The 25,351-nt window shown below is 65.9% G+C and carries 19 protein-coding genes and 1 pseudogene; 15 read left to right on the top strand and 5 right to left on the bottom strand.

What is annotated here, in order from left to right:
* The first annotated feature begins 38 nt into the window (after positions 1-38).
* Entirely contained in the window at positions 39-1,235 is a 1,197-nt protein-coding gene (fdhA, locus tag LXE91_RS22535) for a formaldehyde dehydrogenase, glutathione-independent (protein ID WP_039369545.1), read from the top strand.
* A 155-nt stretch (positions 1,236-1,390) separates the two neighbouring features.
* On the opposite strand, the gene LXE91_RS22530 is transcribed toward fdhA, so the two are convergent.
* The 3 genes from LXE91_RS22530 to LXE91_RS22520 form a co-directional block, all read right to left on the bottom strand.
* A complete protein-coding gene (locus LXE91_RS22530) occupies positions 1,391-2,413 on the bottom strand; it encodes a class I fructose-bisphosphate aldolase (RefSeq protein ID WP_039369547.1) in 1,023 nt (340 codons plus the stop codon).
* Positions 2,414-2,446: 33 nt separating this feature from the next.
* Positions 2,447-3,205 carry a hypothetical protein gene (locus LXE91_RS22525; RefSeq protein ID WP_039369550.1) on the bottom strand — a complete coding sequence of 253 codons (759 nt, stop codon included), beginning with the start codon at positions 3,203-3,205 and terminating at the stop codon, positions 2,447-2,449.
* A 263-nt stretch (positions 3,206-3,468) separates the two neighbouring features.
* On the bottom strand, positions 3,469-4,890 hold the full coding sequence (locus LXE91_RS22520) for an aminotransferase-like domain-containing protein (RefSeq protein ID WP_039369553.1): 1,422 nt from the start codon (positions 4,888-4,890) through the stop codon (positions 3,469-3,471).
* 275 nt (positions 4,891-5,165) lie between these two features.
* Here LXE91_RS22520 and LXE91_RS22515 point away from each other — a divergent pair, with 275 nt between their 5' ends.
* Positions 5,166-6,578 carry a discoidin domain-containing protein gene (locus LXE91_RS22515; RefSeq protein ID WP_039369555.1) on the top strand — a complete coding sequence of 471 codons (1,413 nt, stop codon included), beginning with the start codon at positions 5,166-5,168 and terminating at the stop codon, positions 6,576-6,578.
* Positions 6,579-6,638: 60 nt separating this feature from the next.
* On the opposite strand, the gene LXE91_RS22510 is transcribed toward LXE91_RS22515, so the two are convergent.
* Positions 6,639-7,664 (bottom strand): GlxA family transcriptional regulator, encoded by a 1,026-nt coding sequence (locus LXE91_RS22510; protein WP_039369559.1) that lies wholly within the window; start codon positions 7,662-7,664, stop codon positions 6,639-6,641.
* A 447-nt stretch (positions 7,665-8,111) separates the two neighbouring features.
* Here LXE91_RS22510 and LXE91_RS22505 point away from each other — a divergent pair, with 447 nt between their 5' ends.
* The 13 genes and pseudogenes from LXE91_RS22505 (at position 8,112) to LXE91_RS22445 (ending at position 24,352) form a co-directional block, all read left to right on the top strand.
* Positions 8,112-9,386 carry a serine hydroxymethyltransferase gene (locus LXE91_RS22505; RefSeq protein WP_039369562.1) on the top strand — a complete coding sequence of 425 codons (1,275 nt, stop codon included), beginning with the start codon at positions 8,112-8,114 and terminating at the stop codon, positions 9,384-9,386.
* A 31-nt stretch (positions 9,387-9,417) separates the two neighbouring features.
* Positions 9,418-10,389 (top strand): dipeptidase, encoded by a 972-nt coding sequence (locus LXE91_RS22500; protein WP_039369565.1) that lies wholly within the window; start codon positions 9,418-9,420, stop codon positions 10,387-10,389.
* A 138-nt stretch (positions 10,390-10,527) separates the two neighbouring features.
* The gene (locus LXE91_RS22495; protein ID WP_027807228.1) at positions 10,528-11,061 is read left to right on the top strand and encodes a DUF5943 domain-containing protein; all 534 of its coding nucleotides are present in this window, start codon (positions 10,528-10,530) and stop codon (positions 11,059-11,061) included.
* Positions 11,062-11,135: 74 nt separating this feature from the next.
* The gene (locus tag LXE91_RS22490) at positions 11,136-13,199 is read left to right on the top strand and encodes an NADH:flavin oxidoreductase (RefSeq protein ID WP_021160633.1); all 2,064 of its coding nucleotides are present in this window, start codon (positions 11,136-11,138) and stop codon (positions 13,197-13,199) included.
* Between the two features lie 3 nt (positions 13,200-13,202).
* The gene (locus tag LXE91_RS22485; protein WP_039369572.1) at positions 13,203-15,128 is read left to right on the top strand and encodes a (Fe-S)-binding protein; all 1,926 of its coding nucleotides are present in this window, start codon (positions 13,203-13,205) and stop codon (positions 15,126-15,128) included.
* Positions 15,129-15,132: 4 nt separating this feature from the next.
* Positions 15,133-16,302 carry an electron transfer flavoprotein subunit alpha/FixB family protein gene (locus LXE91_RS22480; RefSeq protein ID WP_039369575.1) on the top strand — a complete coding sequence of 390 codons (1,170 nt, stop codon included), beginning with the start codon at positions 15,133-15,135 and terminating at the stop codon, positions 16,300-16,302.
* Positions 16,299-17,083 (top strand): annotated as a pseudogene (locus LXE91_RS22475) (electron transfer flavoprotein subunit beta/FixA family protein). The gene LXE91_RS22480 and the pseudogene LXE91_RS22475 overlap by 4 nt, the downstream one beginning before the upstream one ends.
* A 52-nt stretch (positions 17,084-17,135) precedes the next feature.
* A complete protein-coding gene (locus LXE91_RS22470; protein ID WP_039369579.1) occupies positions 17,136-18,377 on the top strand; it encodes an aromatic ring-hydroxylating oxygenase subunit alpha in 1,242 nt (413 codons plus the stop codon).
* 26 nt (positions 18,378-18,403) lie between these two features.
* Positions 18,404-19,552: an FAD-binding oxidoreductase gene (locus LXE91_RS22465; protein ID WP_039369582.1), complete on the top strand. Its 1,149-nt coding sequence runs from the start codon at positions 18,404-18,406 to the stop codon at positions 19,550-19,552.
* 134 nt (positions 19,553-19,686) lie between these two features.
* Complete coding sequence (locus LXE91_RS22460; RefSeq protein WP_039369584.1) at positions 19,687-20,550, top strand: glycine betaine ABC transporter substrate-binding protein; 864 nt, start codon at positions 19,687-19,689, stop codon at positions 20,548-20,550.
* Between the two features lie 179 nt (positions 20,551-20,729).
* On the top strand, positions 20,730-22,385 hold the full coding sequence (locus LXE91_RS22455; protein ID WP_039369587.1) for a trimethylamine N-oxide permease: 1,656 nt from the start codon (positions 20,730-20,732) through the stop codon (positions 22,383-22,385).
* A gap of 190 nt (positions 22,386-22,575) precedes the next feature.
* Positions 22,576-23,193: a TetR/AcrR family transcriptional regulator gene (locus LXE91_RS22450; protein WP_039369590.1), complete on the top strand. Its 618-nt coding sequence runs from the start codon at positions 22,576-22,578 to the stop codon at positions 23,191-23,193.
* Between the two features lie 166 nt (positions 23,194-23,359).
* Entirely contained in the window at positions 23,360-24,352 is a 993-nt protein-coding gene (locus LXE91_RS22445; RefSeq protein ID WP_039369594.1) for a DMT family transporter, read from the top strand.
* An 18-nt stretch (positions 24,353-24,370) separates the two neighbouring features.
* On the opposite strand, the gene purU is transcribed toward LXE91_RS22445, so the two are convergent.
* Positions 24,371-25,255: a formyltetrahydrofolate deformylase gene (purU, locus tag LXE91_RS22440; protein ID WP_039369598.1), complete on the bottom strand. Its 885-nt coding sequence runs from the start codon at positions 25,253-25,255 to the stop codon at positions 24,371-24,373.
* Between the last annotated feature and the right edge of the window lie 96 nt (positions 25,256-25,351).

The raw sequence follows: 25,351 nt of genomic DNA, 5'->3' as shown, positions 1-25,351 counted from the left end.
CGCCGCGGCGCCATCCAACGAGACATGGAGACAATACGATGAGCAGCAATCGAGGTGTCGTCTATCTTGGGCCGGGCCAGGTCGAAGTCCAGAAAATCGATTATCCGAAGATGGTCGACCCGAGCGGCCGCGCGATCGGCCACGGCGTGATCCTGAAAGTGGTGAGCACGAACATCTGCGGTTCCGACCAGCACATGGTGCGCGGCCGCACGACCGCGCCGGTCGGCCTCGTGCTCGGTCACGAGATCACGGGCGAGGTGGTCGAGATCGGCCGCGACGTCGAGACGCTGAAGCTCGGCGATCTCGTGTCGGTGCCGTTCAACGTGGCTTGCGGCCGCTGTGCGATGTGCAAGGACACGCATACGGGCGTGTGCCTGAACGTGAACCCGTCGCGTGCCGGCGGCGCCTACGGCTATGTCGACATGGGCGGCTGGATCGGTGGCCAGGCCGAGTACGTGCTCGTGCCGTACGCGGATTTCAACCTGCTGAAATTCCCCGATCGCGATCAGGCAATGGCGAAGATCCGCGATCTGACCTGCCTGTCCGACATTCTGCCGACCGGTTATCACGGCGCGGTGAGCGCGGGCGTGAAGCCGGGCTCGACGGTCTACATCGCGGGCGCGGGCCCGGTCGGGATGGCGGCGGCCGCCTCGGCGCGCCTGCTCGGCGCGGCCGTGACGATCGTCGGCGACATGAACGCGGAACGCCTTGCGCACGCACGCGCGATGGGCTTCGAGACGGTCGACCTGTCGAAGGATGCATCGCTCGGCGAGCAGATCGAGCAGATCCTCGGCGTGCCCGAGATCGATTGCGCGGTCGACTGCGTCGGCTTCGAAGCGCACGGCCACGGTTCGTCGGGCCATTCGGAGGAAGCGCCTGCGACGGTGCTGAATTCGTTGATGGAAATCACGCGGCCGGCCGGCGCGATCGGTATCCCGGGCCTGTACGTGACGGACGATCCGGGCGCGAAGGACAAGGCCGCGCAGCACGGCAGCCTGAGCATCCGCTTCGGCCTCGGCTGGGCGAAGTCGCACTCGTTCTTCACGGGCCAGACGCCGGTGCTGAAGTACAACCGCAACCTGATGCAGGCGATCCTGTTCGACCGGCTGCCGATCGCGAAGATCGTCAACGTCGAAGTGATCTCGCTCGACCAGGCGCCGGAAGGCTACAAGAAGTTCGACGGCGGCGCGCCGCGCAAATTCGTCATCGACCCGCACGGGTTGCTGGCGGCATGACGCGACCGATCATCACGCGGTAACCGAAGGGGCCGGGGCGTTCGAGCGCCTCGGCCCTTCGTGCGTTCGGGAAGCGCGCGCTCTGTGCCCGCGATCGTGCCGGGCGAGACGCTCACGCGTGAGCGATCGTTCGGACGACATTCGCCCGGCTCCGTTCACGCGGTGCGCTCCATCGCGGCGTCGTACTGGCCGCGACAGGCCGCACCGTTCAGGCGTGCGCGCAGCAGCAGCGCCGCCTGCGCGGCGCGTACGTTGGCCGCCTGCCCCTTCCACGCGGCCAGCGGCGGCTCCTGCAGCGCGCGGCCATATGAGAAGCTCAGCAGCCACGGCCGCCCGGCAATGCGATTCATCGCATCGAGATGCGCCGTCGCTTCCTCGGGCGTCTGTCCGCCGGACAGGAAGAAGATGCCGGGTACTTCGGCCGGCACGGCGCTGCGCAGCAGGCGTACCGTCGCCTCCGCGACTTCGGCGGGGGCCGCCTGTGTAGCGTGCGTGCTGCCCGCGACGACCATGCTCGGCTTGAGCAACATGTGCGCGAGCACGACCCGATGCCGGTGCAGCGCGTTGAATACGGCGTGCAGCACGGCGTCGGTCACTTGCGCGCAGCGGTCGATCGAATGATCGCCATCCATCAGCACTTCCGGCTCGACGATCGGCACGACTCCGGCCTCCTGGCAGATCGCCGCATAGCGCGCCAGCGCTTCGGCGTTGGCTTCGATCGCCGCATGGCCGGGCAGCGTGGCGGACACGTTGTACACCGCACGCCATTTCGCGAACCGCGCGCCTTGCCGCCGGTAGCCGTCGAGGCGCGCCGCAAGCCCATCGAGCCCTTGCGTGATTTCGTCGCCGGGCGCGAGCGCGAGCGGGATCTTGCCCGCATCGACCTTGATGCCGGGCACGATCTGCTGACGGGCGGCGAGTTTGGGCAACGGCGTGCCATCGTCCGCACATTGCCCGAGCGTCTCTTCATACAGGATCACGCCGCTGACGAATTCCCCGAGGCCTGGTGTCGACAGCAACAGGGTGCGCCATGCGCGGCGATTCTCTTCGGTCGATTCGACGGAGATCGTCTTGAAACGCTTTGCGATGGTCGGCCCGCTTTCGTCGGCCGCCAGCAACCCTTTGCCATCCTGAACGAGTGCCTGGATCGTCGCCTGGAGTGGGTTATCGGTGCTCATGGAATTCCTCCGCTGAAACCGCCACGCGCGCGCTCAGTGGCCGCGATAGAGCTGTGCGATTTGCTGCGTATTGCTGGCGGCGCGTCGCGCACGTGCGGTGTGCGTGCTCACGCGGTGGATGGTATGTGGGCGATGCGCGGCACCGTGATTGCCTTTCCAGCCCGCCAGGCGAACCGCGGTGGTGGGGTGCGATCGGTCGGGCGCATGCATGGCAGGCGCCGCTCGCGCGACTGCCGTCCCACCGGCGGATGCGCGGCTGGCATCCGGGCCCGGGCTGCCTGGTCGGGCGATCGCCACCTGCGTTCCGTCAGTCGAATGAAACGGAAAGACGGGTGTGGGCAAGACCGGCAGCACGGGGTCGTTCGATGCGTACGGGGCGGCATCGCTCGCCATCGCGCGCGAATCGCTCGAGCCGCGACAGGCCGGATCGGCCTTGCATGTCCGGTCGACTACCACATAGCCGCCGACCAGCAACACGAGTGTCAGGATGCTCAGGATCGGCGCGGTCGATGCGCGAGGCTGCTGGAGCGCCGCGTTGCGAAGCGCGCGCGCGATGCGCGACGACCACGTGTGAAACGCGTGCGGAGCATGCGCGGCATCCGGTGCGCGGTGAATCGAATCGAACGGCCGGTTCCACCGGCCGCAGGCGGGGCAGTGTTCGAGTGCACGGAAGGCCGTGAAGCCGCATTCGCTGCAGCGGAAGCGGGCGGTGCGCCGCGCTTCGGCTCGCGATTTCAGGATCGCGCGCCAGTCGTCGCGCGCGCGAATGGTGCGCTTGGGGAGGACTCGCATCGCTGGAGGCGGGCGGGCGCCGTCAACAGGGCGAACGATCGCCGGTCGTCATGATCCGTTCCTGCACGGCAGCCTATTGGCCCGTGCCGGAATGCAATGATGCGTACGTCGTAGATTGTCGTTCGCATTCGGCGTTCATGGGATTCTCCGTGACATCGGGTGTGCGGAACATGTTCGTCCGTGGTTGCCTACCGCTTCATTCTTGGTCGCCGGTGCGCGAAACGCAAGGCACAAACAGGCTGTCTTGATTCGTCGGTTCCGCGTTAACTGTCGTGCCGCTGCCGGGCCGCGAGCGTCCCGATGATCTCCATCGCGTGCTCGACCGCCGGCGTCCACGGCCGGCCGTAATTGAGCCGAAGATAGCGGCGAAACCCGCCGGTCGCGGAAAAGATCGGGCCCGGCGCGATGCTGACACCGCTTTCCATCGCATCGCCGAACAGATGCATCGCATCCACGCGCGGCGGCAATTCGAGCCACAGGAAATACCCGCCGCGCGGCGCGAACACTTCGGTGCCGGCCGGGAAATACGCACGCACGGCCGCCAGCATCTGTGCCTGGTGCGCGGCAAGGTTGCGGCGCAGCTTGCGCAGGAAGCGGTCGTACGCGCCGTCGCGCAGGTAGCTCGAAATCGCCATCTGGGCAGGCACGTCCGCTGCCGGCGCGCTTGCGCCCTTTGCCTGGCGAATTTGCCGCACGTAGCGTCCGGCCGCGACCCAGCCGATCCGGAACCCGGGCGCGAGACATTTCGAGAACGAACCGCAATGCAGGACGAGACCGCTGTCGTCATACAGCTTGGCGGGGCGTGTAGGTCCCGTGCCGAAATGCAGCTCGCCGTAGACGTCGTCTTCGATCAGCGGCACGTTGCGTGCCGCGAGCAGGTCGATCAGCGCGCGCTTGCGCTCGTCGGTCAGCGTCGCGCCGGTCGGGTTGTGGAACGACGTCATGAACCAGCAGGCCCGCACCGGATGCGTGTCGAGCGCTTTCTCGAGCGCATCGAGATCGAGGCCGGTGCGCGGGTCGACCGGAATCTCGACGGCCTTCAGGTGCAGGCGCTGCACGGCCTCCAGGACCGCATGAAACGCCGGTCGCTCGATCGCGACGATATCGCCGGGACGCGTCAGCGCCTGCAGGCTGAGCGTCAGCGCTTCGAGCGCGCCGGTCGTGATGACGATTTCATCCATCGGCAACGCCGCGCCCGCATTCAGGTAGCGCAGCGCGATCTGGCGGCGCAGCCCGTCGTGGCCGGGCGGCGCGCCGGACAGCAGGGCCGTGCGATCCATGTTGCGGGCCGCCGATGCCATCGCGCGCCACAGGCTGCTCATCGGGAACAGCGAATAGCTGGCGAAGGCCGAGCCGAGCGGGACGATCTCCTCGCATTTGAGCGAATCGAGCAGCCGGAACAACGTATCGCCGTTGCCCGCCGGCGTGGCGGCCGGTTTGCGCGGCGGTTCATGGCTGAACCGCACGTGCTTGTCTTCGAGGTTCGCAACGAAATATCCGGACCGTGCGCGCGCGACGATCAGACCCTCGCTTTCGAGCGCGTAGTACGCGCGAAACACGGTGGAAGGACTCACGCCATATGCGCGGCACGCGGCGCGCACGGTGGGGATGCGCGCACCGGGGGCCAGATCTCCACGCCGGATCGACTCGGAGATTGTCCGCGCGAGCATCGCATAACGCTTCATGCCGGCCTCAAGTCGAGCAGCTTTGTGCCGAAAAAGAGTAGCACGGCGCGCGCTGCGCGACAGGCCTCGATATCCCGTGATCCGCTTGTTTTTCACGGACTCTGATCCTGTTTTCAGGCGCCACTCGCTGGCATGCTTTCACCCCTCGAGCAATCCTCGTTCCCGACATTGACCGATACGGAATTCACGCTGTCCGCCGGCTGATCCGTGCCCCGTGCGCCCGTGCGTGCGAGGTCTAGTCAGCGGTGTCATGACCCTAACCGGAAACCTTCAGCGTGAAATCGAACACTCTCGTCGCGGGCCTCGCGGCCGGCCTCGCCCTCAACCTCCTCGGCGGCGCAGCACACGCCGCCTGCATCAGCAATCCGCCGGCGCAATCCAGCGCGACGTTCCCCGCCGCACTGACCGGCAAGCTCGTCTATCACAGCTACGTCAAGTACGGCGACGGCACGAGCCAGCTGTTCCTGTACGACTTCTCGGCCCATACGCTGACGCAACTGAGCAAGAGCACGTGGGGCATCACCGATCCGATGAACGGCGTGTTCAGCCCCGACGGCAAGTGGCTCGCGTTCATGGGCATCAGCAACGGCGCATGGAACGTGTTCATGCTGCAGCTCGGCGCCGGCACGCCGCCCGTCAACCTGACGAACAGCACGGGCGCCACGCGCAACGAAGACCCGAAATTCAGCACGGACGGCAAGACGCTCGTGTTCAAGCAGAACGGCGACGTCAAGCAGGCGACGCTGTCGTACACGAGCGCGGGCCCGGTGTTCACGTCGGTCGTGAGCCTGACGAACGCACCCTCCGGCGCCGAATACTCGATGCCGTTCCTCGCGCCCGATGCGAGCGCCGTGTACTACGCGACCGGTACGGGCGCGAACATGGGGCTGATGAAGCGCACGCTCGCGACCGGCGCGACGGCGGTGTTCGATGCGCCGGCCGGGCTGCAAACGTACTACCCGATCGTGCGCGCGGACGGCATGGTGTTCTACGCACGCTGGAAAGACAGCGGCCAGGCCGACCAGATCTACACGAAGACGGCGGACCCGGCGTCGACGCCGAACGCGTTGCCGATCAACGACTGCGTGAGCAACAACTCGGATCCGGCGCCGGTGAGCGGCACCAACTACGTGTTCTTCTCGTCGACGACGGCGGGCGGCTACCAGCTCTACGTCGGTGACGTGACGACCGGCCAGCGCTGGAGCCTGTCGCAGTTCGGCGTGAACGCCGACACGACGAAGGCCAAGCTCGGGTCGAGCTACTACGGCGGCCCGGCCGCCGCGCAGCCGACGCTGCTGTCGCAGGGGCGTCCGGCTGCCGCATCGGCGAGCTACAACGCATCGCTCACGCCCGACAAGGCGTTCGACGGCAACACCACGAGCACGCGCTGGGATTCGCCGGAAGGTGCGGGCGTCGATCCGCAATGGATCTCCGTGGATCTCGGCGCGACGAAGACGATCAGCAGCGTCGATCTCTACTGGGATGCGGGCGCCCTCGTGTACCAGATCCAGACGTCGAACGACAATGTGAACTGGACGACGATCTACTCGACGAACAACGGCGTGTCGTATGGGCATGTGACGCTGCCGAACCTGAACGGGCATGGCCGCTATGTGCGTATGTATGGCACGAAGCGCGCGACGCAGTGGGGGTATTCGCTCGACGAAATGCAGGTGTGGGGATCGTAACCGCAAAGAAAAAGCGACCTTCGAGGTCGCTTTTTTTTCACGCGTCGATCGACGCGAATCTCATGCGTGCAGCAGATGCGCCGGGAAGGCGGGAATGGCGCTCGCCGCACCCTGCGCAAGCGGGGCGACCTGCTTGCGGCGCTCGCGGGTCGGCGCGACGCCGAACGCGTCGCGATAGCTCTTGCTGAAATGGCACGCTGACTGGAAGCCGCACGCCATCGTGATGTGCATGATCGACATGTCGGTCTGCAGCAGCAGTTCGCGTGCGCGACGCAGCCGCAGCGTCAGGTAGTAGTGCGTCGGCGTCATGCCGAGGTGTTCGCGGAACAGGCGCTGCAGCTGCCGCTGCGACATGTTCGCGAGCCGCGCGAGCTCCTCGCGTGACAGCGGCTCCTCGATGTTGTTCTCCATCAGCGAGATCACTTCGAACAGCGACTTGTTCGCGGAGCCGAGGCGCGCGACGAGCGGCATGCGCTGCTGCGCGCTCGTGTCGCGCACGTGCTCGACGATGAACTGCTCGGCGATCTGCGTGACGCGCGCGGTGCCCACGCGCGCGGCGATCAGGTTCAGCATCATGTCGAGCGGCGCGACGCCGCCCGTGCACGTGATGCGGTCGCGGTCGATCACGAACAGTTCCTTCAGGAAGCGCGTGTCCGGAAACTCTTCCTTCAGCGCCGACATGTTCTCCCAGTGGATCGCGCACGCGTAGCCCGCCAGCAGCCCCGATTTCGCGAGCGCATAGGTGCCCGTGCACAGGCTGCCGAGCGGGATGCCCGAGCGTGCGAAGCGGCGCAGTGTCGACAGATGGGCGGGCGTGGTCGCGCGCTGCACGTCGACGCCGCCGCACACGAACACGATGTCGGGCTGCCCCACGCATTCGGCCGGGCCGGTGTCGACCGTCAGGCCGTTGCTCGCGGTGACCGGGCCGCCATCCGGGCTGATCACCGACCAGCGGTACAGCGGCTGGCCGCTCAGGTAGTTCGCCATCCGAAGCACCTCGATCGCATTGGTGAACGCGATCATCGTGAAGTTCGGTAACGGCATGAACGCGAAGTGGGACAGCGACGCTGTGCGGTCGGGCGACATGGGGAGCGTTCCTAGAATCTCTAATAGCTTTTACGCCCGGGGGCACGGACGGGCTGCGATATTGTGTGAGCCAGCGCAACAAGCGTGCCATACGGCTAAACCCTAGATCCATACGTTGCCTGGCTGAAAGCGGCATGCTGCACTGCACCGTATTCGTGACGTGCTGCACCCCGACCGGGCGGCGGTCGCACCGCCGGCGTGCCTGTTCATAGGTGAACCGAGGGAGGCGGTTTGCTTGGTCATCCGAAAAAGCACGACCGGTCACTTGTACAAAACGGACGCGGATGGCGGAAAAGGCAAAGAACGCGTCTAAATTCATCAATCCGCCGAAAATCCGAACGACAAGAATAGAGCCGTCGGCAGCCTTGCACGGGACAAGCGGGAAACCCAGGCAGGGCGGGCCTTGAGCTTCGGTTTCAGCCCCCTATTCTTCGTCACGGACGCACTATGTCGAATACCCAGCCTTTCTTCTCGCAGCCCCTCGCCGAGCGCGACGCGCCGGTGCGCAGCGCCATCCTGAAGGAACTCGAGCGTCAGCAGTCGCAGGTCGAGCTGATCGCGTCGGAAAACATCGTGTCGCGCGCCGTGCTAGAGGCGCAGGGCTCGGTGCTGACCAACAAGTACGCGGAAGGCTATCCCGGCAAGCGCTATTACGGCGGCTGCGAATTCGCGGATGAAGTCGAGGCGCTGGCAATCGAGCGCGTGAAGCAGATCTTCAACGCCGGCTATGCGAACGTGCAGCCGCACTCGGGCGCGCAGGCGAACGGCTCGGTGATGCTCGCGCTGGCCAAGCCGGGCGACACGGTGCTCGGCATGTCGCTCGACGCGGGCGGCCACCTGACGCACGGCGCGAAGCCGGCGCTGTCGGGCAAGTGGTTCAACGCCGTGCAGTACGGGGTGAACCGCGACACGATGCTGATCGACTACGACCAGGTCGAGGAACTCGCCCAGCAGCACAAGCCGAACCTGATCATCGCCGGCTTCTCGGCCTACCCGCGTGCGCTCGACTTCGCGCGCTTCCGTGCGATTGCCGATGGCGTGGGCGCGAAGCTGATGGTCGACATGGCGCACATCGCCGGCGTGATCGCCGCGGGCCGCCACGCGAACCCGGTCGAGCATGCGCACGTCGTCACGTCGACCACCCACAAGACGCTGCGCGGCCCGCGCGGCGGCTTCGTGCTGACCAACGACGAGGAGATCGCGAAGAAGATCAACTCGGCCGTGTTCCCCGGCCTGCAGGGCGGCCCGCTGATGCACGTGATCGCCGGCAAGGCCGTCGCGTTCGGCGAAGTGCTGCACGCGGACTTCAAGACCTACATCGACAACGTGCTCGCGAACGCGCAGGCGCTCGGCGAAGTGCTGAAGGCGGGCGGCGTCGATCTCGTCACGGGCGGCACCGACAACCACCTGCTGCTGGTCGACCTGCGCCCGAAGGGCCTGAAGGGCGCGCCGGTCGAGCAGGCGCTGGAGCGCGCGGGCATCACCTGCAACAAGAACGGCATTCCGTTCGACACCGAGAAGCCGACCGTCACGTCGGGCATCCGCCTCGGCACGCCGGCCGGCACGACGCGCGGCTTCGGCGTCGCGGAATTCCGCGAGGTGGGCCGCCTGATCCTGGAAGTGTTCGACGCGCTGCGCGCGAATCCGGAAGGCGACCACGCGACCGAACAGCGCGTGCGCCGCGAGATCTTCGCGTTGTGCGAACGCTTCCCGATCTATTGATCCCACCGACCCGACAATACTGGAGCAACACATGAGCACGCTGCATCAAGACAGCATCATCATCGACGGGCTGAACATCTCGAAGTTCGAGAAGCCGGTGTTCGAAGACATGCGCAAAGGCGGCATCACCGCCGCGAACTGCACGGTGTCGGTGTGGGAGAACTTCACCAAGACCGTCGACAACATCGGCGTGATGAAGAAGAAGATCCGCGACAACAGCGAGCTGCTGACGCTGGTGCGCACGACGGAAGACATTTTCCGCGCGAAGAAGGAAGACAAGACCGGCGTGATCCTCGGCTTCCAGAACGCGCATGCGTTCGAGGACAACATCGGCTACATCGAAGCGTTCGCCGACATGGGCGTGCGCGTCGTGCAGCTCTGCTACAACACGCAGAACCTGGTCGGCACCGGCTGCTACGAGCGCGACGGCGGCCTGTCGGACTTCGGCCGCGAAGTGATCACCGAGATGAACCGTGTCGGCATCATGGTCGACCTGTCGCACGTGGGCGGCAATACGTCGTCGGAAGCGATCGCGTTCTCGAAGAAGCCGGTGTGCTATTCGCACTGCCTGCCGTCGGGCCTGAAGGAGCACCCGCGCAACAAGAGCGACGAACAGCTGAAGGAGATCGCCGATGCGGGCGGTTTCGTCGGCGTGACGATGTTCGCGCCGTTCCTCAAGCGCGGGATCGAAGCGAACATCGACGACTACATCGAGGCGATCGACTACGTCGTGAACCTGATCGGCGAGGATGCGGTCGGCATCGGCACGGATTTCACGCAGGATTACGCGAAGGAATTCTTCGACATGCTGACGCATGACAAGGGCCGCTATCGCCAGCTGACGAACTTCGGCAAGATCATCAACCCGGACGGCATCCGCACGATCGGCGAATTCCCGAACCTGACGGCCGCGATGGAACGCCACGGCTGGAAGGAGTCGCGTATCCGCAAGATCATGGGCGAGAACTGGGTGCGCGTGTTCAAGGACGTGTGGGGCGCATAAGCGCCGCGAACGCCGAACCGCCGACAGCGATTCAACATTAAAAAAATCGGGACGTGCCCGTGCAAGCCGCACGGGCGCGCGGACGATATCGCGCCTGCGCACCGAGCCGCGCGGCCAATTTCCTCACGGAGTCACACGATGCAACCGCAACTGCCGATCAACGTCGATCCCGATACCGGCGTCTGGACCACCGACGCGCTGCCGATGCTGTACGTGCCGCGCCACTTCTTCACGAACAACCACGTCGCCGTCGAGGAAGCGCTCGGCGTCGAAGCGTATGCCGAGATCCTGTACAAGGCCGGCTACAAGTCCGCCTACCACTGGTGCGACAAGGAAGCGAAGCAGCACGGCATCACCGGCATGGCGGTGTTCGAGCACTACCTGAAGCGCCTGTCGCAACGCGGCTGGGGCCTGTTCTCGATCATCGAGGCGGATCCGGCCAGCGCACGCGCGAAGATCGAGCTGCGCCACTCGTCGTTCGTGCTCCAGCAGCCTGGCAAGGAAGGCAAGCTCTGCTACATGTTCGCGGGCTGGTTCGCCGGCGCGATGGACTGGGTCAACGACACGACGCCGGAAGGCAAGGGCGCGCCGCGCGCGTTTTCGAAGGAAGTGCAGTGCGCGGCCGAGCATCACGACCACTGCGTCTTCGAAGTGTCGCCGATCGCGCACTGATGCGCTGACGTAACGGCACAGCAACACAACAACACCCGCAACACGAGACATTCGAACGCCAGAGGTCGCCAGCGATGCGTTATCCCCACCTGTTCAAACCCATGCAGCTGAACCAGCTGACGCTGCGCAACCGGATCGTCAGCACCGCGCATGCGGAGGTGTATGCCGAGCCGGGCGGCCTGCCGGGCGACCGCTATATCCGCTACTACGAAGAAAAGGCGAAGGGCGGTGTGGGCCTCGCGATCTGCGGCGGGTCGAGCCCGGTGTCGATCGACAGCCCGCAGGGCTGGTGGAAATCGGTGAACCTGTCGACCGACAAGATCATCGATCCGCTCACGCGCCTCGCCGACACGATGCACAAGCACGGCGCGAAGATCATGATCCAGGCGACGCACATGGGCCGCCGCTCGTCGTTCCACGGCGAGCACTGGCCGCACCTGATGTCGCCGTCGGGCGTGCGCGAACCCGTGCACCGCGGCAACGCGAAGATCATCGAGATCGAGGAAATCCGCCGCATCATCGGCGATTTCGCGGCCGCCGCGAAGCGCGTGAAGGCGGCCGGCATGGACGGCATCGAAATCTCGGCCGCTCACCAGCACCTGATCGACCAGTTCTGGAGCAAGCGTTCGAACCACCGCACCGACGAATGGGGCGGCAGCCTGGAAAACCGCCTGCGCTTCGGCATCGAAGTGCTGACGGCCGTGCGCGAGGCGGTGGGCAAGGATTTCTGCGTCGGCCTGCGCATGTGCGGCGACGAATTCCACGAGGACGGCCTCGATCACGAAGCGCTGAAGGAAATCGCGCAGGCGATGTCCGAGACGGGCCTGATCGACTACCTGAGCGTGGTCGGCTCGGGCGGCGACACGCACAACACGATCGCCAACTGCATGCCGCCGATGGCGCTGCCGCCGGAGCCGTTCGTGCACCTCGCGGCCGGCATCAAGTCGGTCGTGAAGATTCCGGTGATGCACGCGCAGAGCATCCGCGATGCGGGCCAGGCCGAACGCCTGCTCGCGACCGGCATGATCGACCTGGTCGGCATGACGCGCGCGCAGATCGCCGATCCGCACATGGTGATCAAGATCCGCGACGGCCGCGAGGACGAAATCAAGCAGTGCGTCGGCGCGAACTACTGCATCGACCGCCAGTACAACGGCCTCGACGTGCTGTGCATCCAGAACGCGGCGACGTCGCGCGAAGCGACGATGCCGCACATCATCGAGAAGTCGCGCGGCCCGAAGCGCAAGGTCGTGGTGGTCGGCGCGGGCCCCGCAGGGCTCGAGGCGGCGCGCGTCGCGAAGCTGCGCGGCCATGACGTGGTGCTGTTCGAGAAGAATGCCGAAGTGGGCGGGCAGGTGATGATCGCCGCGAAGGCGCCGCAGCGCGAACAGATGTCGGGGATCATCCGCTGGTTCGACATGGAAACGAAGCGCCTGGGCGTCGACCGGCGCCTGGGCGTGGCCGCCGACGAGAAGATGATCATGGCCGAGAAGCCGGACATCGTCGTGCTCGCGACGGGCGGGTCGAGCTTCACGTGGCAGGTGCCGGGCTGGGGCGTGGCCGAGGGCCTCGCCGTCAGCTCGTGGGACATCCTGACCGGCAAGGTCGAGCCGAAGCAGAACGTGCTGCTGTTCGACGGCGTGAGCACGCATGCGGGCGCCGGCGTGGCCGACTTCATGGCGAGCCGCGGCTCGAAGGTCGAGGTCGTCACGCCGGACGTGAAGGTCGCCGACGATTGCGGCGGCACGACGTTCCCGATCTTCTATCGCCGCCTGTACGCATTCGGCGTGATCCCGACGCCGAACACGATGCTCGATCGCGTCTATGAAGAGGACGGCAAGCTGATCGCCGTGCTGCGCAACGAGTACACGGAAGAGCTCGAAGAGCGCGCGGTCGACCAGGTGGTGATCGAGAACGGTTCGTCGCCGAACGACGAGCTGTACTGGAAGCTCAAGCCGGAATCGGTGAACCGCGGCCAGATCGATCCGCACACGCTGTTCGCGGCCGAGCCGCAGCCGTGCCTGTCGGAAGAACTCGGCAACGGCCGTTTCCTGCTGTTCCGTGTCGGCGACTGCATCTCGATGCACAACGTCCACGGTGCGATCTACGACTCGCTGCGTCTCGTGAAGGATTTCTAAACGATGAACCCGTCCTTCCTCATTACCGCCCTGTTGTGGCTGTCGGTGGCGGGGCTCGCGTTCGCGGTCGCGAAGCGCTCGTCATACTGGCGTCTGGGCCGGGCCACCGCGCCCGGCTCGTTCGGCGTTTCGAACCTGTTCGCGATCCCGAAGCGCTACTTCGTCGACCTGCACCACGTGGTCGCCCGTGATCCGTATATCGCGAAGACGCATGTCGCAACCGCCGGCGGCGCGATCGGCGCGCTCGCGCTGGTGTTCATCAACTACGGCCTCGCGATCTACTCGCCGTGGCTCGACAAGCTGATCTTCCTCGCGGCGCTCGCGATGCTGGTCGGCGCGGTGTTCGTGTGGCGCCGCCGCGCGGCCAGGGACGTGCCGGCCCGCCTGTCGCGCGGCCCGTGGAATACGCTGCCCTGGCTGCTCGGCTCGTTCGCGCTCGGCCTCGTGCTGTTCATGCTGGTGCCGACCGGCGCAATGTCGGGCGCGTTCGCGGTGCTCTGCGCGGTGCTGATCGGTGTCGGCGCATTCACGATGACGGTGGGCGCCGCGAAGGGCGGCCCGATGAAGCATGCGATCGCGGGCCTCCTGCACCTGGCCTTCCACCCGCGCCAGGAGCGCTTCGCGGCCACCCGCGAGTCGTTCACCGGCAACGGCACGGCCACGCCGCCGACCGCGCTGAAGCTGCCGGACATCGAGCATCAGGAGTACGGCGTCGCAAAGCCGGTCGAATTCCGCTGGAACCAGCTGCTGAGCTTCGACGCCTGCGTGCAGTGCGGCAAGTGCGAAGCCGCGTGCCCCGCGTTCGCGTCGGGCCAGCCGCTGAACCCGAAGAAGCTGATCCAGGATCTCGTGGTCGGGATGGCCGGTGGCACCGATGCGGCCTACGCGGGCAGCCCGTCGCCGGGCATTCCGGTCGGCCAGCATCGCGGCGAGCCGAACGGCCCGATCGTGTCGGGCCTGATCGAGGAACAGACGCTGTGGTCGTGCACCACCTGCCGCGCGTGCGTGCAGGAATGCCCGATGCTGATCGAACACGTCGACGCGATCGTCGACATGCGCCGCAACCGCACGCTCGTGCACGGCACGGTGCCGGGCAAGGGCCAGGAAGTGCTAGCGAACCTGCGCGAGACGGGCACGATGGGCGGCTACGACACGGCCGCGCGCTACGACTGGTCGGTCGACCTGAGCGCGCCGGTCGCGCAACCGGGCAAGCCGGTCGACGTGCTGTTCGTCGCGGGCGAAGGCGCGTTCGACATGCGCTACCAGCGCACGCTGCGCGCGTTCGTCAAGGTGCTGAACAAGGCGGGCGTCGATTACGCGGTGCTCGGCTCGACCGAGACCGACACGGGCGACGTCGCCCGCCGGCTCGGCGACGAAGCGACGTTCCAGCAGATGGCGAAGCGCCTGATCGGCACGCTCGGCACGCTGTCGTACAAGCAGATCGTGACGGCCGACCCGCACGTGATGCACAGCCTGCGCAACGAGTACCGTGCGCTCGGGCTGCGCGTGACGGTCAAGCACCACACGACCTTCCTCGCGGAGCTGGCCGACAGCGGCAAGATCGCGCCGAAGGCCGTCGAAGCGCTGCAGGACAAGCGCACCACGTATCACGACCCGTGCTACCTCGGCCGCTACAACGGCGAAACGGAAGCGCCGCGCAAGCTGCTGAAGACGATCGGCATCCAGGTCGTCGAGATGGAGCGCAACGGCATGCGCGGCCGCTGCTGCGGCGGTGGCGGCGGTGCGCCGCTGACCGACATCCCCGGCAAGCAGCGCATTCCGGACATCCGCATCGCCGACGCACGCACGATCGGCGCGGACGTGGTCGCGGTTGCCTGCCCGAACTGCACGGCGATGCTCGAAGGCGTCGTGGGCCCGCGCCCCGACGTGCTCGACGTGGCCGAACTCGTTGCCGCCTCGCTGGAGTGAATCGATGAACACGATCAAACGAATCGATCCGCGCCGGCCGTTCATCATCACGGCCGCGGGCCTGAAGCGCATCACGCTCGGCGAGGAAGGCAGCGCCGATGCGAACGTCGTGCACGGGTTCGCGCACGGTCATGGGGCAGCGGCTGCCAAGCCGCGCCGCGCGGTGCAGGATCCGAAGCATGTGATGCTGGTGGTCGCGCACAGCGAACGTGGCGCGCTCGACGATCATTCGCGGCAGGCAATCGCTGCCGCCGCGTTGCTCGCCGATGCGCAGACGGAAGTCGCGTTGCTCGCGTTCGGCGAACTGAAGGACGACGTGGCCGAACTGGGCGTCGACAAGCTGCTTGAACTCGCCGGCTTCGATCGGCGTGCGTTCGACCCCGAAAGCGAATTGCAAGCGCTGCAGGCATGCGTGGCGGCCCTCGCGCCGAAACACGTGTTCGTGCCCGACAACGCGACGGGCGACGGCGATCTCGGCCGGCGTTACGCGGCCGCTGCCGGCGCGAGCGTCGCGGCGCACGTCGTCGAGATCGACGCGAAGCATGTCGGCGCGTATGCGCAGGCCGGGCGCGCGTTTGCCACCCGCGCGCTGCCCGACGTGATCCTGCTCGCGCAGAACGCGGTCGACGCGAAGCTGCCGTTCGTCGGCGCGGGCGAGCGTCTCGCCGCCGACTTCATTCGCCCGGCCCATGACGCCGCGCAACCGTACCGCGATCTCGGTCTCGACGAAATCGATGCGGCCCAGGTCGCGCTCGAGGAAGCCGATTTCATCGTGTCGGCCGGCAACGGCGTGTCCGACATCGGCGCGTTCGAGCGGCTGGCCGGCGTGTTCGGCGCGGCGATCGGCGCGAGCCGCGTCGCGGTCGACAACGGCCACTTCACGCGTGACAAGCAGGTGGGTGCAACCGGCAAGACGGTCGAGGCGAGCGTGTACATCGCGTTCGGCATCTCGGGCGCGGTGCAGCACCTGCAGGGGATCAAGGACTGCCGCCACGTGATCGCGGTGAACCTCGACGGCAGTGCGCCGATCGCGAAGCGCGCGAACCTGACGGTGGTGGGTGACGCGCAAGGCACGATCGCCGCGCTGATCGAACAGGTGCAGGCCGCGCGCGCCGCGCGTGGCGAATCGCCGGCCGCGGTCGGCACCCGTGAACCGGAAGGAGTTGCCGCATGAACGCCCCCCGCCCCTTGCAACGCATTGCGGTGCTCGTGTCCGTCGGCCGCCATCCGGTCAGCGGCGTCGCGCGCTATAGCCGCAACGATGCGGCCGCGCTCGAAACCGGCCGCCAGCTCGCGGAGCGGCATCGCGCGACGCTCGACGTGATCCATGCGGGCGACCCCGCGAATACGGCGCTTGCCGAATATCTCGCGCTCGGCGCGCGGGAGGTCGAGGTGCTGGCCTGCCGCGACGGCGATGACGCCGTGCATGCGCTCGCCGCGCGCGTCGAGGGCTACGACCTCGTGCTGACCGGCACGCGCGCCGAGGGCGCGTACGACACCGGGATGCTGCCTTACCGCGTCGCGGCGGCGCTCGGCTATCCGCTCGTCGGCTCGGCCGTCGACGTGACGGTCGACGGCGGCCGCGCGGCGGTCCGGCAATTTTGCCGAAAGGGCTGCGGCGGCGCGTGGACGCGGCGCTGCCGGCCGTCGTCGCCGTTCATCCGCTCGCCAATGCGGAGCCGCGCTATGCGTATGCGCGGCTGCGCGCCGGCGCGATCCGGCCGGCGCTCGCGGCGCCCGGCGCGGACGCCGACGCGGCCGCGTGGACGGTCGGTCCGATCGAGCGTAAACCCGTAAAACTGGTCGCCGCCGAGAAGCGCTCCGGGCATGCCCGGATGCTGTCCGCGACGACGACCGAAAGCCGTGGCGGCAACGTCGTAAATGAAGGGAGTTCGGTCGAAAAAGCACAAGTGATCCTCGCGTATTTGCGCGAGCATCAGCTCATCGACTACTGATTTTGATGCCTGTCGGCAAGAACCCAGGGATGCAAGGAATCCGGAGCAAACGATGAAAGTATCGGCAGACATTCGTGCATTGATCGAGCGGCGCAAGGAAGGCTACAGCCTCGAGGCACCGTTCTACACGAGCGAGGACATCTTCGCGCTCGACATGGAGGCGATTTTCCGCCAGCACTGGATCCAGGTGGCGGTCGAGCCGGACATTCCGGAGCCGGGCGACTACGTGACCGTGGAACTGGGGAGCGATTCGATCCTGATCGTGCGCGACGACGACATGGCGATCCGCGCGTTCCACAACGTGTGCCGCCACCGCGGTGCGCGCCTGTGCAACGAGGACAAGGGCTCGGTCGGCAACATCGTGTGCCCGTACCACAGCTGGACCTACAACCTGACGGGCCAGCTGATGTTCGCCGAGCACATGGGCGAGAAGTTCGACCGCTGCAAGCACAGCCTGAAGTCGGTGCACGTCGAGAACCTCGCGGGCCTGATCTTCGTCTGCCTCGCCGACGAGCCGCCCGCCGACTTCGCGCAACTGCGCGCCGAGATGGAGCCGTACCTGCTGCCGCACGATCTGCCGAACACGAAGATCGCCGCGCAGGTCGACATCATCGAGGAAGGCAACTGGAAGCTCACGATGGAGAACAACCGCGAGTGCTATCACTGCGTCGCGAACCATCCGGAGCTCACCATCTCGCTGTACGAATACGGCTTCGGCTACCAGCGCTCCGACGCCAATGCCGAAGGCATGGATGCATTCGCGGAAACGTGCGTGCGGCGCGGGAAGGAGTGGGCCGAGATGGGCCTGCCGTCCGCCGAAATCGAAAAGCTGCTCGACGTGACGGGCTTCCGCACGCAGCGCCTGCCGCTCGATCGCCACGGCGAATCGCAGACGCTCGATGCGAAGGTCGCATCGAAGAAGCTGCTCGGCGGCTTCGACAAGGCGGACCTCGGCGGGCTGTCGTTCTGGACGCAGCCGAACTCGTGGCACCACTTCATGAGCGATCACATCGTGACGTTCTCGGTGATCCCGCTGTCGGCCGGCAAGACGCTCGTGCGCACGAAGTGGCTCGTGCACAAGGACGCGAAGGAAGGCATCGACTACGACGTGAAGAACCTCACGGCCGTGTGGAACGCGACCAACGACCAGGATCGCGCGCTCGTCGAATTCTCGCAGCGCGGCGCGACCAGCAGCGCGTACGAGCCGGGCCCGTATTCGCCGTTCACGGAAGGTCTCGTCGAAAAATTCTCGGCCTGGTACATCGGCCGGCTCGCCGAACAAACCGGCGCGTAGTACCCAGCACTGAAGCGGAGTTACAGATGATGCGAGATGCGGCCAATTTCGAGCCGGTGGACAGCCGGGTCACCCACCCGGCCTTCTGGAACGCGCTGCCCGAGCGCTGGACGAGCGACGTCGAGGAAACGCTGGTGTGCTGCCACGTGCGGCAGGAAACGCACGACGTGAAGAGCTTCTTCTTCCGTTCGCCGCAGGGCCGCTCGTTCTCGTTCGAGCCCGGGCAGTTCCTGACGCTCGAGCTCGACATCGACGGTGAAACGATCAACCGCTGCTACACGATCTCGTCGTCGCCCGCGCGGCCGCACACGGTGTCGATCACGGTGAAGCGCGTGCCGGGCGGCAAGGTATCGAACTGGCTGCACGACAACCTGCAGCCGGGCGCCGCGGTGCGCGTGCTCGGCCCGGCCGGCGAATTCACGTGCGCACGGCATCCGGCGCGCAAGTACCTGTTCCTGTCGGCCGGCTCGGGCGTCACGCCGCTGATGTCGATGAGCCGCGCGCACCATGATCTCGCGGAGGATCGCGACATCCTGTTCGTGCACAGCGCGCGCACGCCGGACGACATCATCTTCGCGCGCGAGCTCGACCTGATCGCGTCGAACCATACGAATTTCCGCACGTCGTTCGTCGTCGAGCGCGTGGGTGCCCGCACCAACTGGCCGGGCGTCACGGGCTTCCTGACGCTGCCGCTGCTGAAGCTGATCGCACCGGATTTCATGGAGCGCGAGATCTTCACGTGCGGCCCCGCACCGTACATGAAGGCCGTGCGCGACCTGCTCGACGAAGCCGGCTTCGATCGCAAGCGGTATCACGAGGAGAGCTTCTCGTTCGAAACGCTTGCCGAAACCGCAAGCGACGAACTGCTCGCCGAGCTCGCCCCGCCGGCAGAAGGCGCCGACACCGAAACGAAGCAGTACACGGTCAGCTTCGCGAAGAGCAATCGCGAGATTGCGTGCGGCTCGGAGCAGCACGTGCTGGATGCGGCTCGCCAGTCGGGCGTGCGGCTGCCGGCATCGTGCACGCAGGGCATGTGCGGCACCTGCAAGGTGAAGCTCGTATCGGGGCAGGTCGAAATGAAGCACAACGGCGGCATCCGCCAGCGCGAGATCGACCAGGGGATGGTGCTGCTGTGCTGCAGCAAGCCGCTGTCGGATCTCGTGATCGACAAGTAGTCGCAACACGCCGTCGGTTGTCCGGGCGCGTCGCGTCCGGACAAGCATCCGTCGGAAAACAACGATACCGCGGATTTGTGGTTGAAGAACCTAGAGAGACGACGCGCACGGTGCGCAGACCAAGGAGATCGACCATGAAACTGCTCGGAAAACTGTTTTGGACCGGCACCCTGTCGGCAATGGTGGCATTGAGCGCATCGGCGCTGGCCGATACGAAGCCGACGCTGAAGATCGGCTACGTCGAAGGCTGGGACGACAGCGTGGCGACGTCGAACGTCGCGGCCCGCGTCATCGAGAAGAAGCTCGGCTACGAAGTGAAGCTCGTGCCGGTCGCGGCCGGGATCATGTGGCAGGGCGTCGCGCGCGGCGATCTCGATGCGACGCTGTCCGCGTGGCTGCCGGTCACGCACGGCTCGTACTGGGATGAATACAAGGCCAAGGTCGTCGACCTCGGCGCGAATTTCCCGGATGCAAAGATCGGCCTGATCGTGCCCGCCTACGTGAAGGCGAAGAGCATCGACGACCTGAACGCGGAGAAGGGCAGCTTCGGCGGCCGGATCGTCGGCATCGATGCCGGTGCCGGCGTGATGCGCAAGACCGACGACGCGATCAAGAGCTACGGGCTGAACTACACGCTGATGCCGAGCTCGGGCAGCGCGATGACGGCCGAGCTGTCGCGTTCGGTCGGTGCGAGCAAGCCGGTCATCGTGACGGGCTGGGCGCCGCACTGGATGTTCGCGAAGTGGAAGCTGCGCTTCCTCGAGGATCCGAAGAAGGTGTACGGCGGCGCGGAGCATGTCGACAGCGTCGTGAATCCGGGGCTCGAAGCGAAGGCGAAGCCGGTGGTCGCGTTCCTGAAGAAATTCCAGTGGAAGCCGGGTGAAATCGACAGCGTGATGCTGGCGATCCAGAACGGCTCGAAGCCGGAAGCAGCAGCCGATGCGTGGATCGCGGCCCATGCCGACCGCGTGAACACGTGGACCGAAGGCGCACAGTAAGACCGCGGCGATTCGCCGCAATAACAAGATGAAGAGACAGTCCGGGAAAGGTTGGAAGGAATGCGAAATAATCGCACTGCGACGCGACCTTATCCCGGAATTATTTTTTTGATTCTGCAGAAAAGTGCGTAAGTTGTTACACTAGCGCCCTTGTGCAGAGTCATCACAGGAGGAATTGGATGAGTCAAGCAGGACTGCGTGCGAATCGCACCAGTGATGTTGAGGCAACCATCTCACATGATTCGACGGGCCACACGCTGCATCGTGGCCTGACCTGGAAAGACGCTTTTTGGGTAACGAGCGGCGTGCCGGCAGGCGTGCTGTTCACGATCGGCGGCGTATGCGCGACGATCGGCCAGCCCGCGTGGGCGATCTGGATCGCCGCGATCACGATGGGGCTGGTTCAAAGCGCGACTTATGCGGAAATATCGGGGCTATTTCCCCATAAATCGGGCGGCGCGTCCGTGTACGGCGCGATCGGCTGGGTCCGTTACAGCAAGCTGATTGCCCCGGTTTCCGTGTGGTGCAACTGGCTCGCGTGGTCGCCGATGCTTGCGCTCGGCTGCGGCCTCGCGGCGAGCTATGCGCTCACGAGCCTCTTTCCCGCCGATGCGGCGGTGCTGCACTGGCAGCTCAAGGTTGCAGATCTCGGGTTCATCAAGCCGGGTCTGTCTTTGCGGATCAATGCGACGTTCATCATCGCGACGATCCTGCTTCTCATCACGTTCAAGCTTCAGCACAGCGGTGCATCGAAGGCTGCGCGTACGCAGCGCATTCTCGGCATCGCTTCGCTCACGCCGCTGTTGATCGTCGGCATCGTGCCGTTCGTCACGGGCGACGTGCCGATGTCGAACCTGCTCCCGCTGCTGCCGCTCGGTCACGACGCGAACGGCAATCTCACGGCCGCGACGTTCGGCTCGTGGAACGGGCAGGGCGTCACGATGGCGCTCGGTGCGATGTTCATGGCCGGCTGGGCGTCGTACGGCTTCGAGACGGCCGTCTGCTACACGCGTGAATTCCGTGACCCGCGTCGTGATACCGCCAAGGCGATCTTCTGGTCGGGCGCACTGTGTCTCGTCGTGATGACGCTCGTGCCGATGGCGTTCCAGGGCGCACTCGGCACGCAGGCGATGCTCGATCCGTCGATCGGCGACGGCACCGGTGTCGCGGCTGCGATGGCGAAGATCGTCGGCGGTGGCGCGTGGGTGGCGAATGCGGTCGTCGTGATGCTGATGCTGTCGATCCTGCTGATCGTGATGACGTCGATGATGGGCTCGTCGCGCACGCTGTACCAGGCATCGGTCGACGGCTGGCTGCCGAAGTACCTGTCGCACGTGAACGAGCACGGCTCGCCCACGCGTGCGATGTGGACCGATCTCGGCTTCAACCTCGTGTTGCTGATGATGTCGGACTACATGACGGTGCTGTCGATCTCGAATGTCTGCTACATGCTGTTCGTATTCCTGAATCTTCAGTCGGGCTGGATCCACCGGATGGATCGCGGCAACTGGGATCGGCCGTTCCGCTGCCCGACCTGGCTGCTCGTCGGCGGCGCGATCTGCGGCTACGCGAACCTCGTGTATGTCGGCGCGGGCGCGAACCTGCAAGGTGAGGGCACGCTGCGCAACGGGCTGATCGCGATGCTGCTGATCGTGCCGGTGTTCCTGTTCCGCCACTACTGGCAGGATCGCGGCCGGTTCCCCGCGCAGATGCAGCGCGACATGGAGCTCGAAGTGCCGAAGCGCGCGATGTGGCTGAACCTGATGCCTTACGTTGCGCTGGTCGGCGCGGGGCTGACGATCTGGTTGTCGTATTACTTTGCGTGGGTGAAGTGACGCGTCGAGCCGTGTAACGGAGCGCGGCGTCCGGAAACCGCACACGGACGCCGCGATCGATATCGCGGCAGGCAATGAAGCCCGACTCGCTGGCAAGCGGTCGGGCTTTCGTCATTCATGCCGGCGCGCGACGCATTCACGGCGCGTGACCGCTTGATTTTGAGAACGATCGGTTCTAATATCGGCATCCATGAGCCCGACCTCGACGTCTTCCGGCACCCGCGACAGGGGGCGCCCGCGCGAATTCGACACCGACGAGGTGATCGACGCGGCAGCACGCGTGTTCTGGGAGCAGGGGTATCACGCGACGTCGATCGACGCGTTGTGCGAGGCGACCGGCGTCTTTCGCGGCAGCCTGTACCGCACGTTCGGCGACAAGCACGGTTTGCTGATCGCCGCATTCGACCGCTACGCCGAAGGCGCGATCGCACGGCTCAAGGAGCGTCTCGCGGCGGATTTGCCGCCGCGGCAGGCACTCCGGGAAGCGCTGCTGCACTACACGGAAATCGGTGTAAGGCTGTCGGAGCGACGCGGCTGCCTCATCACGAATTCTACCGTCGAACTCCTGCCCGGCGACGACGCACTCCGTCCGTACATCGAATCGACCTTGCTGCGCATCGGCACGCAGTTCAGCCTGGCCATCGCACGCGGCCAGCAGTCGGGCGATTTCGACCGCAATCTCGATCCGGAAGAGGTGGGCCGGTTCCTGCTGTGCCTGATCCAGGGCATGCGCGTGCTGGGCAAGTCGAGCGCGTCGGAGGCGGAGCTGGCATCGATCGTCGATATCGCGATGCGGGCACTGACCTGATTTTTTTGATTATTTTGAGAATGAACGGTTTCAAATGTGAGGCATTCCCGACGCCCGCATCGAGACCGTGAAGGGCAGGCAAGAACGGCAAGGTGGTTGATACGACGCTGCTGCTGCGCGCAGTCGCACCGGCATCATTTTTCAATTAATTTGGGAATGATCGGTCATGAATAACGCAACTCCCGCAACGCCTGCCGCGAGCGCGTACGGCAAAGGCATCGCGGCATGTGTGGCCGCGACGATCCTGATGGGCGTGATGTTTCCGGTGATGACCGATGCGCTGCGCTACATCGATCCCTTCACGTTCACGTCGCTGCGCTACCTGATCGCCGGCACGGGCTTCATTGCGTTGCTGCGGATCGTCGAAGGGCCCGACGCATTCCGTTCGGCAGGCGAGCCCGTGGCGCTCGCGTGGCTGCTCGGGTCGATCGGCTTTTGCGGATTCGGATCGTTCGTATTCCTGGGCCAGCAACTGGCCGGCGACGAAGGCGCGCTGACCGCATCGATCATGATGGCGACGCAGCCGATGATGGGGCTCCTGCTCAATGCCGTGGTGCGGCGCATCGCGCCCGCGCCGGTGTCGGTGCTGTTCGTCGTGCTGTCCTTTACCGGCGTGGCCCTCGTCATCACGCGCGGCGACGTGATTGCCGCGCTGCACGAGCCGCAGCACTACGCGGCCAACGCGCTGATCATCGTCGGCGCGTTGTGCTGGGTCGTCTATACGTTCGGCGCGGCACGCTTCACCCGCTGGTCGGCTTTGAAATACACGACCTTCACGACGTGGCTCGGCTTGACCACGATCGTCGCGGTCAACCTGCTGCTGATCGTCACGCACCGGATCGCGGCACCGTCACTCGCCGCGGTGCATGCGGTCCTTCCGCATCTTGCGTACATGGGGCCGGTGGCCGGCTTCGGCGCGATCCTGCTGTGGATGACGGGCAACCGGATTCTCGGACCGATGAACGGCGTGCTGTTCATGGACATCGTGCCCATTACGGCATTCGCCGTTTCCGCATTCACGGGCGTCGTGCCGAATCATGCACAGATCGCAGGCGCCGCACTGACCGGTGCGGCGCTGATCCTGAACAACCTGTACCTGCGGCGCAGGGCGCATCGAATCGGCACGGCGCCTGCGCGCGTGCCGTCGGCTTCCACGTGAGCGTCGTGCGTTCGTGCGTTACGGAAACACCACCGTCCGATCGCCGTTCAGGAACACGCGCCGCTCGATGAACGCCTTCACCGCGCGCGCGAGCGTCAGCGATTCGACATCGCGCCCCACCGCGAGCAGTTGCTCCGGGCGCAGCGCATGATCGACGCGCTCGACGACCTGCTCGATGATCGGGCCTTCGTCGAGATCGTCGGTGACGAAGTGCGCAGTCGCGCCGATCAGCTTCACGCCGCGCGCATGCGCCTGGTGATACGGCTTCGCGCCCTTGAAGCCGGGCAGGAACGAATGGTGGATGTTGATCGCGCGGTTCGCGAGCTTCGCGCTCGTCTCCTGCGACAGTACCTGCATATAGCGCGCGAGGATCACGAGCTCGGCGCCGCTCGTCTCGAAGAAGTCGAGCCACTGCGCTTCCTGCTGCGCCTTCGTATCGGCCGTGATCGGGAAGTGGCGGAACGGCAGCCCGTGCTGCACCGCGAGCGGCTCGAAGTCGGGATGGTTCGACACGATGCCGACGATATCCATCTTCAGTTCGCCCATCCGCCAGCGGAACAGCAGGTCCGCGAGGCAGTGCTCGAGCTTCGACACCATGATCAGCACCTTCGGCCGTGCGTTCACGTCATGGATCGCCCATTGCGTGTCGCTTTCACCGCCGCCGAGCACGGCCGCGATCGGCGCGAATTCCTGGCGCAGCGCATCGATCTGCAGCGTTTCATCCGTTGGATGAAAGACGCAGCGCACGAAGAAGCGGTTGCTGAGATCGTCGTCGAACACGTTCAGCGCATCGACATAGCAGCGATGGCGATCGAGAAAGCCGACGACGGCGGCGACCTGGCCGGCCGCGCTCGGGCACGACAGTGTCAGGACGAATTGATCGGGGCGGTGCTCGGCGGTCATGAGACTCCTCGGATGGCATGGGCGCACGGCCGTGCGGCGGCGCACGAAGGCGCCGCGCCGCGCGGGTAGCGGGAGGCTCAAGTAAATCAGGACGAT

This window comes from Burkholderia contaminans, from assembly GCF_029633825.1.
GTDB lineage: Bacteria > Pseudomonadota > Gammaproteobacteria > Burkholderiales > Burkholderiaceae > Burkholderia > Burkholderia contaminans.
This window is presented reverse-complemented; position numbering and strand designations above follow the sequence as displayed.

What these genes read in the sequence shown, in the direction of transcription:
- fdhA (WP_039369545.1), top strand. Translation starts at nt 39, where the DNA reads ATGAGCAGCAATCGAGGTGTCGTCTATCTTGGGCCGGGCCAGGTCGAA.
- LXE91_RS22530 (WP_039369547.1), bottom strand. Translation starts at nt 2,413, where the DNA reads ATGAGCACCGATAACCCACTCCAGGCGACGATCCAGGCACTCGTTCAG.
- LXE91_RS22525 (WP_039369550.1), bottom strand. Translation starts at nt 3,205, where the DNA reads ATGCGAGTCCTCCCCAAGCGCACCATTCGCGCGCGCGACGACTGGCGC.
- LXE91_RS22520 (WP_039369553.1), bottom strand. Translation starts at nt 4,890, where the DNA reads ATGAAGCGTTATGCGATGCTCGCGCGGACAATCTCCGAGTCGATCCGG.
- LXE91_RS22510 (WP_039369559.1), bottom strand. Translation starts at nt 7,664, where the DNA reads ATGTCGCCCGACCGCACAGCGTCGCTGTCCCACTTCGCGTTCATGCCG.
- LXE91_RS22505 (WP_039369562.1), top strand. Translation starts at nt 8,112, where the DNA reads ATGTCGAATACCCAGCCTTTCTTCTCGCAGCCCCTCGCCGAGCGCGAC.
- LXE91_RS22500 (WP_039369565.1), top strand. Translation starts at nt 9,418, where the DNA reads ATGAGCACGCTGCATCAAGACAGCATCATCATCGACGGGCTGAACATC.
- LXE91_RS22495 (WP_027807228.1), top strand. Translation starts at nt 10,528, where the DNA reads ATGCAACCGCAACTGCCGATCAACGTCGATCCCGATACCGGCGTCTGG.
- LXE91_RS22490 (WP_021160633.1), top strand. Translation starts at nt 11,136, where the DNA reads ATGCGTTATCCCCACCTGTTCAAACCCATGCAGCTGAACCAGCTGACG.
- LXE91_RS22485 (WP_039369572.1), top strand. Translation starts at nt 13,203, where the DNA reads ATGAACCCGTCCTTCCTCATTACCGCCCTGTTGTGGCTGTCGGTGGCG.
- LXE91_RS22480 (WP_039369575.1), top strand. Translation starts at nt 15,133, where the DNA reads ATGAACACGATCAAACGAATCGATCCGCGCCGGCCGTTCATCATCACG.
- LXE91_RS22470 (WP_039369579.1), top strand. Translation starts at nt 17,136, where the DNA reads ATGAAAGTATCGGCAGACATTCGTGCATTGATCGAGCGGCGCAAGGAA.
- LXE91_RS22465 (WP_039369582.1), top strand. Translation starts at nt 18,404, where the DNA reads ATGATGCGAGATGCGGCCAATTTCGAGCCGGTGGACAGCCGGGTCACC.
- LXE91_RS22460 (WP_039369584.1), top strand. Translation starts at nt 19,687, where the DNA reads ATGAAACTGCTCGGAAAACTGTTTTGGACCGGCACCCTGTCGGCAATG.
- LXE91_RS22455 (WP_039369587.1), top strand. Translation starts at nt 20,730, where the DNA reads ATGAGTCAAGCAGGACTGCGTGCGAATCGCACCAGTGATGTTGAGGCA.
- LXE91_RS22450 (WP_039369590.1), top strand. Translation starts at nt 22,576, where the DNA reads ATGAGCCCGACCTCGACGTCTTCCGGCACCCGCGACAGGGGGCGCCCG.
- LXE91_RS22445 (WP_039369594.1), top strand. Translation starts at nt 23,360, where the DNA reads ATGAATAACGCAACTCCCGCAACGCCTGCCGCGAGCGCGTACGGCAAA.
- purU (WP_039369598.1), bottom strand. Translation starts at nt 25,255, where the DNA reads ATGACCGCCGAGCACCGCCCCGATCAATTCGTCCTGACACTGTCGTGC.